Genomic DNA, 7,378 nt, shown 5'->3' with positions numbered 1-7,378 from the left:
CTCATCAGACGAGCCTACCCATAGCCCCACCACCCTAAGCACTGTCATTCCTGCGCAGGCAGGAATCCAGTATTCTTAGCATGTTAGGCTGTCTTATGCGTGTAGCAAGTGGAAATGGGTAAAAGCAAAAAACACAATACTGGCCCTCTGCCTGCGCAGGGGCGACGGTGCCAACTATTTTCTATTGTGCTGCAATATGTAAGTGGCATCGTGCCTTTTTATACTTAATGTACATTCTCTCCCCTCCCTCACTACAAGCCGATTCCCTTAAGCGGCAAAGCCTTTGAGTTTCCTCTTCTCTCATCAGACGAGCCTACCCATAGCCCCACCATCCAACGTGCGCTTTGTTGCGCCCGCTCACTCATGCGGAGTGCGGTTGTTTGGTTGCCACTTTCTGTCTGTGAGGAAATTTCTCTTTGTGGCACAAGTGATTAGTGCGCAAGGCTAACGGCAAGTTACCTCTCTCACACCCTACACGGCGTCCTCCCGCGCGAATATATTTGTGCAGCGTACGAGTCTTCGAGTGAGCGGAACAAATCTACTGAGCGCGTGCCGCAGCCTAGCGGGGACACGGGGTGCAACCCCGTGAGCCTGGGGTTGTTAGGGGGCCGGGCGAGGGCCCCCTAACCCTAGCGGAGCGGATGAATGAAGAGAAAAGAGGAATGGTGTGGCGCTTGCGCCGCAATGTTCTCTCTCTTTTTTCACAAACAAAAAAAATGGCGACACCTGCCGCCATTCATCCCCTCACGAACCTCGTCACTCTCCTCTCCATTACTTGCCCCACCCCACTCAATACTAAGCACATCACCAAATAGCACCCAGCCACCGCCAGCCACACTTCCCCCATCAGTCCACTGGACGTCATGTATTCCGTGCCCTGGAAGGTCAACTCCTGCACGGAAATAACGCTCACAATGGCGGAATCTTTAATAAGAGACGCCCCTTGGGCTGTCAGTGGGGGCATAATAAACCGCAATGCCTGGGGAAAAATAATCAACCGCATGCGCTGGAAGCGTGAAAAACCCAAGCTTGCGGCCGCTTCCCACTGCCCTGCGGGCACGCTGTTAATGCCTGCGCGAATTATTTCCCCCACATAGGCCCCTTCATACAAGCTTAAGGTGATCACAGCGGAGAAGAACACAGGCATACGGCTGGCCGGGGGCAGCAGGTATTCTGCCAAGGGCAGGCGAGTAATGGCCTCCCAGGGAATGTGGGCTGAAAGCGTGTCGCCCAAAAAGAAGTGCACAATAAACACCAGTACCAGGGGGGGCATGTTGCGGGTTAGGTTTACCCACACCATGCCCACCATGCGGGCCAGCCGCACGCGGGAAGAACGCAGCAGCCCCAGAATATGCCCCACAATGCCCGCAGTAATAATGGTCACGCAAGCCAGGCGCAGGGTGTTTATAAGCCCAAGCCCCAACGGCCCAGGCACCAGGCCGCCGTGCTCCGGGCTGGTGTGGAAAAAAGCACGCCATAAGGCCTGCCATTCCCAGGGGGAGGTGACATTCTCTGCACTATGGGCCACAAGGTGTAAAACCAGGCCGCCCAGAACAAGCAGGATAAGTGCGTCAAAAAACAGCGAGGTGCGCCGTGAAAATACCATCATGAGGGCGTTCACAGGCTGCCGTAGGAATGGCGCAATGGGGCGGTAGCCCACTGCGCACGGCAGCCTGTGGTACTCCTTTAAGGCATTGTTACAGCCTTACTTTATATTCTTTTCCCACTCAACACCTTGAAACCAGTAGGTGTTGCGTTGCTTTAGCCAGCCATTTTTGGTGTTTTCTTCAATCCAGGCGTTGAGGCGTTTTACTGTTTCGGGGTTGCCCTTTTTTACCGCAAAGCCAATGGGTTCTTTGGTAAAGGGTTCAGCCAGGGGGCGGAACAGCTTTTCCGGGTTGCGGGCAGCCTGCAGGGCAGGCAGGGGCGCGCTGGAAACAAAGGCATGGGCCTTGCCCACAAGTACTTCGCGCAGGGCTTGCCCTTCTTCGTCGAAATACCGCACCGTGGCTTTGGGCAGGTGGGCTTCAATGGCAGCCTTGGCAGAACCGCCTGTGCGGGCGGTAAGAATAACATCCTGGCTGTTAAACTGGGCAAGGGTGGTTAGCCCGGCAGCTTTTGTTTTGCTGGCCACCAGGTCCATGCCGGAAAAGTCGTAGGGAATGGTGAAGTCGGCTTTTTCCTGACGTTCCGGGGTAATGGTCATGCCGGCAATAATAATGTCGAATTGCCCGGTGAGCAGGGCGGGAATGATGCCAGACCATTTTGTGGGAATGAATTCTACTTTCAGGCCCATGTCCGTGGCCAGTTTTCGGGCTACGTCAATTTCAAAGCCAATGAAACCGCCGTTTTTATCTTGCATGGCCCAGGGCACAAAGGTGGAAAAGCCCACCCGTAATGTACCGCGCTGTATGGCGGCATCCAGCATTTCCGGCTGGGCGGCAGCACGGGCGTAGTTGGGGGTGGCAAACAGGGCAAATAGGGTGAGTGTAGCAAAAAGCAGGCGCATGGTGCCTCCTTGGTGAACGCCCCCTAATGGGGCGGTATGTGATAGGGGAAAAAGAACGAGACAGAGAAGAATGAGAAAGGGAAGTAATTCCCACATTGTGACATGAAACACAATTGTTCCACGGAATAGGGAATAAAGCAAGTGGAGGAGGGATTTGCCAGATGGGGGGCTTGAAAAGACCAACGGAAAACTCAGCGTTTCCCTAAATAGCCCGTGCCTTGGCAGTGCGTGCCATATGCCCTTTGGAAAGGGACACTTCCAGGCGCTTGGCAAGGCCAGCCAGGCACAGGGCCAGTAACAGGTAAATACCTGCCACAGGCAGCCATATTTCAAAGGGGAGGAAGGTGTCGGAAGCAATGATGCCGCTTTGCTGGCTTAGCTCGCTCACGGCAATAATACTGGCAAGGGAGCTGTCCTTCACCAGGCTCACACTTTGGCTGACAATGGGGGGCAAAGACTGGCGCGCAGCCTGGGGCAGGGCCACCAGCCGCCATGCCTGCCAAGGAGAAAGGCCAAGGCACATGGCAGCTTCCCACTGGCCTGTGGGCACACCCAAAATACCGGCCCGGAAAATTTCCGCCATGTAGGCCCCTTCAAACAGGCCAAGGACGAGAATGGCAATGGCCTCGGCTGAAAGGTTCCAACTGGCAGGTACAAACATGTACACCCCCAGCAAAAGCACCATAAGGGGCATGTTGCGCACCGTTTGTACCGTGCCCAGGGCGAAGTTGCGCGAAACAGGCCCTCCTGCCAAACGCAGCACGGCCAGTACCAGCCCGGTGAGCAGGGCAAGGGCAAGGGAGCAGGCACTTATGCGCAAGGTGGTAACAAGGCCGTTGGCCAGCAAGGGGCCAAGGTGGAAGCCGAATACGGATTGGGGGGCAGGGGTAAAAAAGAAGGGCAGGGCCCGTTCCCATTGCCAGTGGTAGCCGCTGCCCATGGCACCACGTACCACAAGCAGGGCTACCGCTGCAAAAAACAGGCAGCAGAAAAATGCATCTTTCAGCCAGCTACGCATTGCGCGCTTCCTTGGGGCACAGGGGGCAGTTGCCCTTGCTGTGCAGGTAACGCAGGGCATTATCAGCCGCCAAGGTAGGCCTTTTTCACTTCTGGGTTATGCAGCAATTCCTGCCCGGTGCCTTCCAGCACCACGGTGCCAGTTTCCAGAATATAGGCCTTGTGGGCAATGGAAAGAGCCGCAAAGGCGTTTTGCTCAATCAGCAAAATGGTTTTACCCAGGGAGTTGATGTGCTTGATGATGGCAAAAATCTCGTTCACCAGCTTGGGGGCAAGCCCCAGGGAAGGTTCATCCAGCATTACAATATCCGGGTTGCTCATAAGGGCACGGCCTACGGCCAGCATTTGCTGTTCGCCGCCGGAAAGGGTGCCACCAGCTTGCCAGGCCCGCTCTTTCAGGCGGGGGAACAGGCTGTAAACCCATTCTTTGTCTTTGGCTATGCCTTGGGTGTCGTTACGAATATAGGCACCCAGTTGCAGGTTTTCTTCCACAGTCAGGTGGGGCAGAATGCGCCTGCCTTCCGGGCTAAGGGCAATGCCAGTACGTACAATTTCTTCCGGGGCTTTGCCCAGAATGTTGCCGTGCCCTTCATAGGTTATGCTGCCCGTGCACGACTTGACCAGGCCGGAAACGGCCCGCACCGTGCTGCTTTTGCCAGCCCCGTTGGCACCCACCAGGGTGACAATTTGGCCCTTGGCAATGTCCAGGCTAATGCCTTTTACGGCATGAATGCCGCCGTAATACACGTGCAGGTCGGCAATGCTAAGCATATTGCAAATACTCCTCGCCAAGGTAGGCTTCAATAACCTTGGGGTTATTGCGTATGGCATCGGCGTCGCCTTCCGCTATACACTGCCCATATTCCACCACCCAAATATGGGAACAAATGCCCATAACCACCTTCATGTCATGCTCAATCAGCAGAATGGTCAGGTCAAAGTCTGCCCGGATGTTTTTGATAAACTCCATGAGGTCTGAACTTTCGTGGGGGTTCATGCCCGCAGCGGGTTCGTCCAGCAGCAAAAAGCGGGGGTTGGTGGCCAGGGCGCGGGCAATTTCAAGGCGGCGCTGTGCCCCGTATGGCAGGGAACCTGCCGGGGCGTTTGCTACATCGGCAAGGCCAAGGCGTTCCAGCAGGGTGTGGGCACGGTCGTGCACCATTTTTTCTTCTTTATCTGCCAAAAAAGGTACAATGGGAAACCACCAGGGGTTTTTTTGGCGTAAATGCGCCCCCACCATGACGTTTTGCAGGGAAGAAGCCGAACTGAACAGACGAATGTTCTGGAACGTGCGGGCAATGCCCTTGCGGCACACAATGTGGGGCGGGTTGCCGGTAATGTCTTCCCCTTCAAACAGAATTTTCCCGGAAGTGGGGGTGTAGAACCCGCTAATCAGGTTGAACACTGTGGTCTTTCCGGCACCGTTGGGGCCAATAAGGCCGCATATAGTGCCCTGGGGCACCTTGAAGGAAAGGTCGTTTACCGCAACAATGCCGCCAAAACGCCGGGTGGCGTTGACAAGCTCAAGGGAAGTGGTTGGCTGGTTCATGGCTATTTTCCTGATGCGCCGGAAGTTGAGCGCGAAGCGCGGCTGAAAAAGCGCACCGGGTTTTTTACAAAACGGGCCAGTGCGTCCCACGAAAATTCGCGCATGCCCAAAAGGCCTTCACGCCGGAACAGAATAATGCACATGAGCATGACGGAGAAAATAACCATGCGCATGCCGGGAATACCGGGAATTTCAAAGTCCCCAAGGGAAATGGGGTTTTCCACAATGCGCAGCCATTCCAGCATAAAAGTAATGATAATGCTGCCCACAATGCTGCCGGTAATGCTGCCAAGGCCCCCTGCCACAACAATCATGAGAATGTTGAAGGTGAGCATGAAGGTGAACATTTTCGGGTCAATGGTGGAAATGAGCGCTGCTGTAAGGGCCCCGCCCACGCCAGCAAAAAATGCCCCGACGCAAAAGGAAAGCACCCGGTAATAAAACGTGTTTACACCCATGGTGCGTGCGGCTATTTCGTCGTCGCGTATGGCCTTGAACACGTTGCCCACGTTGCTGCGCAGCAAGCGAACAATGACATACACGGTAACCACCAGCCAGCCATAGTTGCACCACAGGTTGGCATACTGCGGAATGCCCTTGATGCCAAGGGAGCCGTTGGTAAAGGGGGCTGCGTTGGTAATGACCACGCGAATAATTTCGGCAAAGCCAAGGGTGGCAATGCCCAGGTAGTCGCCGCCAAGGCGCAGCACAGGTATGGCAATAATCAGCCCCACCAGGGAAGCAGCAATGCCCCCTACCACAACAGCCAGCAGGAAGGGCAGGGAAAGGTTGGCAAGCCAGGGGTGGATGGCTTCCAGAATCCACATGCTTTCCTTTTGTTCCGGGGTAAGAATGAGCACGGTGCATACATAGGCACCAATGGCCATAAACCCGGCATGTCCCAAAGAAAACATGCCCGTGAACCCGTAAATAAGGTTCAAAGAAACGGCAAGAATGGCGTTAATGGCCACAAGGTTCAAAATTTGGATGCTGTAGGTGTCCAGGTTATTTTCCGCATAAAATAATATGGCAAATAGCAGGACAACAGCACACAGGGTGTAGGCGCGGTGCATGGCGGAGTTGTTCATATTTTTTCCTCCGTTCTGGCACCCATAATGCCTGTGGGCTTCCATAGCAGAATCACAATAAGCAGTACGAAGGCGAAGGCGTCGCGGTAGCCGGAAAGGGCAGGGAATGTGGCGGTAATGAATACTTCAATGAAGCCCAGAATAAGGCCCCCCAGCATGGCCCCGTGAATGGAGCCAATGCCGCCGAACACAGCCGCAATGAACGCCTTGAAACCGGGGAGCACGCCCATGTAAGGGTGAATTTGCGGGTAACGCAAGGCCCACATAATGCCGGAAGCGGCCGCCAGGGCCGAACCCAGGGCAAAGGTAAGGGCAATTACCTTGTTCACAGAAACACCCATGAGGCGGGTTGTTTCAATGTCTTTGGAAATGGAGCGCATGGCAAGGCCGGGCTTGGTGCGGTAGATAATCCAGAGCAGGCCGGAAACCAGCAGCAGGGAAACGCTGGGCACAATAAGGGCCATGGGGGAAATGCGTACCACACTGTCTGCGTTGCCTGTTATGGCTGAAATATTGGCAATGATGGGCTTAACCAGCATGTCTGGCTGGCGCACGGCCCGTGGCAGCCCGCTGAACACTACCACGCCCAGGTTTTCAATAAGAAAGGAAATACCAATGGCGCTGATAAGGGCGGAAATGCGCGGGGCGTCGCGCAGGGGCTGGTAGGCAACCCTGTCTACCACAATGCCACAGGCGCTGGTTACCGCAATGGCAAAAAATACAGCCAGCACCCAGGGGGGCTGGAATTCCACCGGGGAAATAAACCCGTAATAGCCAGCAAGGCCAAGCAGCAGTGCTTGCGCCCCCCAGTACCATGCGGGGGTAGCCTTGCTTTTATCCCTGAATGTAGTGAACATAATCAGCAGGGCAATGGCCACCAACAGGGCTGCCAGCCAGGCAGGCATGAAGGCAATGGTGGAGAAAAACACAAAATACGCACCCAGCATGAAAATATCGCCATGGGCGAAGTTGATGAGGCGTAAAATGCCATACACCATCGTGTAGCCAATGGCGATAAGGCCATACAGCGAGCCAAGCGCCAGGGCATTAAAAAAATGCTGTATGAACAGCTCTGGGGTTAACATCATAATTGTGTAGCCTTCATAAACGGGGTTGTGCCTTACAAAAGCCCATGCGGTTACCCCGTGGGGTGGCTTTGGGCTTGCAATGGGGTGGCATGCGTTGCACCAGCAAGCGGCGGCAGCCATGCCCCAA

The 7,378-nt window shown here is 55.0% G+C and carries 7 protein-coding genes; all 7 read right to left on the bottom strand.

Translation table 11 applies throughout. From position 1 onward, the window contains the following. Nucleotides 1-736 precede the first annotated feature (736 nt). The 7 genes from G497_RS0107515 to G497_RS0107485 all read right to left on the bottom strand — a co-directional run bounded on the left by G497_RS0107515 (nt 737) and on the right by G497_RS0107485 (nt 7,251). Nucleotides 737-1,609: an amino acid ABC transporter permease gene (locus G497_RS0107515; protein ID WP_027187688.1), complete on the bottom strand. Its 873-nt coding sequence runs from the start codon at nt 1,607-1,609 to the stop codon at nt 737-739. A gap of 96 nt (nt 1,610-1,705) precedes the next feature. Then, nucleotides 1,706-2,509: a transporter substrate-binding domain-containing protein gene (locus G497_RS0107510; protein ID WP_027187687.1), complete on the bottom strand. Its 804-nt coding sequence runs from the start codon at nt 2,507-2,509 to the stop codon at nt 1,706-1,708. A gap of 202 nt (nt 2,510-2,711) precedes the next feature. Then, on the bottom strand, nt 2,712-3,527 hold the full coding sequence (locus G497_RS17250) for an amino acid ABC transporter permease (RefSeq protein ID WP_051257945.1): 816 nt from the start codon (nt 3,525-3,527) through the stop codon (nt 2,712-2,714). A 62-nt stretch (nt 3,528-3,589) separates the two neighbouring features. Further along, nucleotides 3,590-4,297, bottom strand: a complete 708-nt coding sequence (locus tag G497_RS0107500; protein ID WP_027187686.1) for an ABC transporter ATP-binding protein — start codon at nt 4,295-4,297, stop codon at nt 3,590-3,592. Continuing rightward, nucleotides 4,290-5,075: an ABC transporter ATP-binding protein gene (locus tag G497_RS0107495; protein WP_027187685.1), complete on the bottom strand. Its 786-nt coding sequence runs from the start codon at nt 5,073-5,075 to the stop codon at nt 4,290-4,292. Before G497_RS0107495 ends, G497_RS0107500 begins: the two co-directional genes overlap by 8 nt. Before the next feature lie 2 nt (nt 5,076-5,077). Continuing rightward, nucleotides 5,078-6,163 (bottom strand): branched-chain amino acid ABC transporter permease, encoded by a 1,086-nt coding sequence (locus tag G497_RS17245; RefSeq protein WP_051257944.1) that lies wholly within the window; start codon nt 6,161-6,163, stop codon nt 5,078-5,080. Further along, the gene (locus G497_RS0107485; RefSeq protein WP_245576366.1) at nt 6,160-7,251 is read right to left on the bottom strand and encodes a branched-chain amino acid ABC transporter permease; all 1,092 of its coding nucleotides are present in this window, start codon (nt 7,249-7,251) and stop codon (nt 6,160-6,162) included. Before G497_RS0107485 ends, G497_RS17245 begins: the two co-directional genes overlap by 4 nt. Nucleotides 7,252-7,378 lie beyond the last annotated feature (127 nt).

This window comes from Desulfovibrio cuneatus DSM 11391, assembly GCF_000430005.1.
GTDB classification, from domain to species: Bacteria; Desulfobacterota; Desulfovibrionia; order Desulfovibrionales; family Desulfovibrionaceae; genus Frigididesulfovibrio; species Frigididesulfovibrio cuneatus.
The sequence above is the reverse complement of the archived record's forward strand: the minus strand, read 5'-3'. Positions and strand labels throughout refer to the sequence as shown.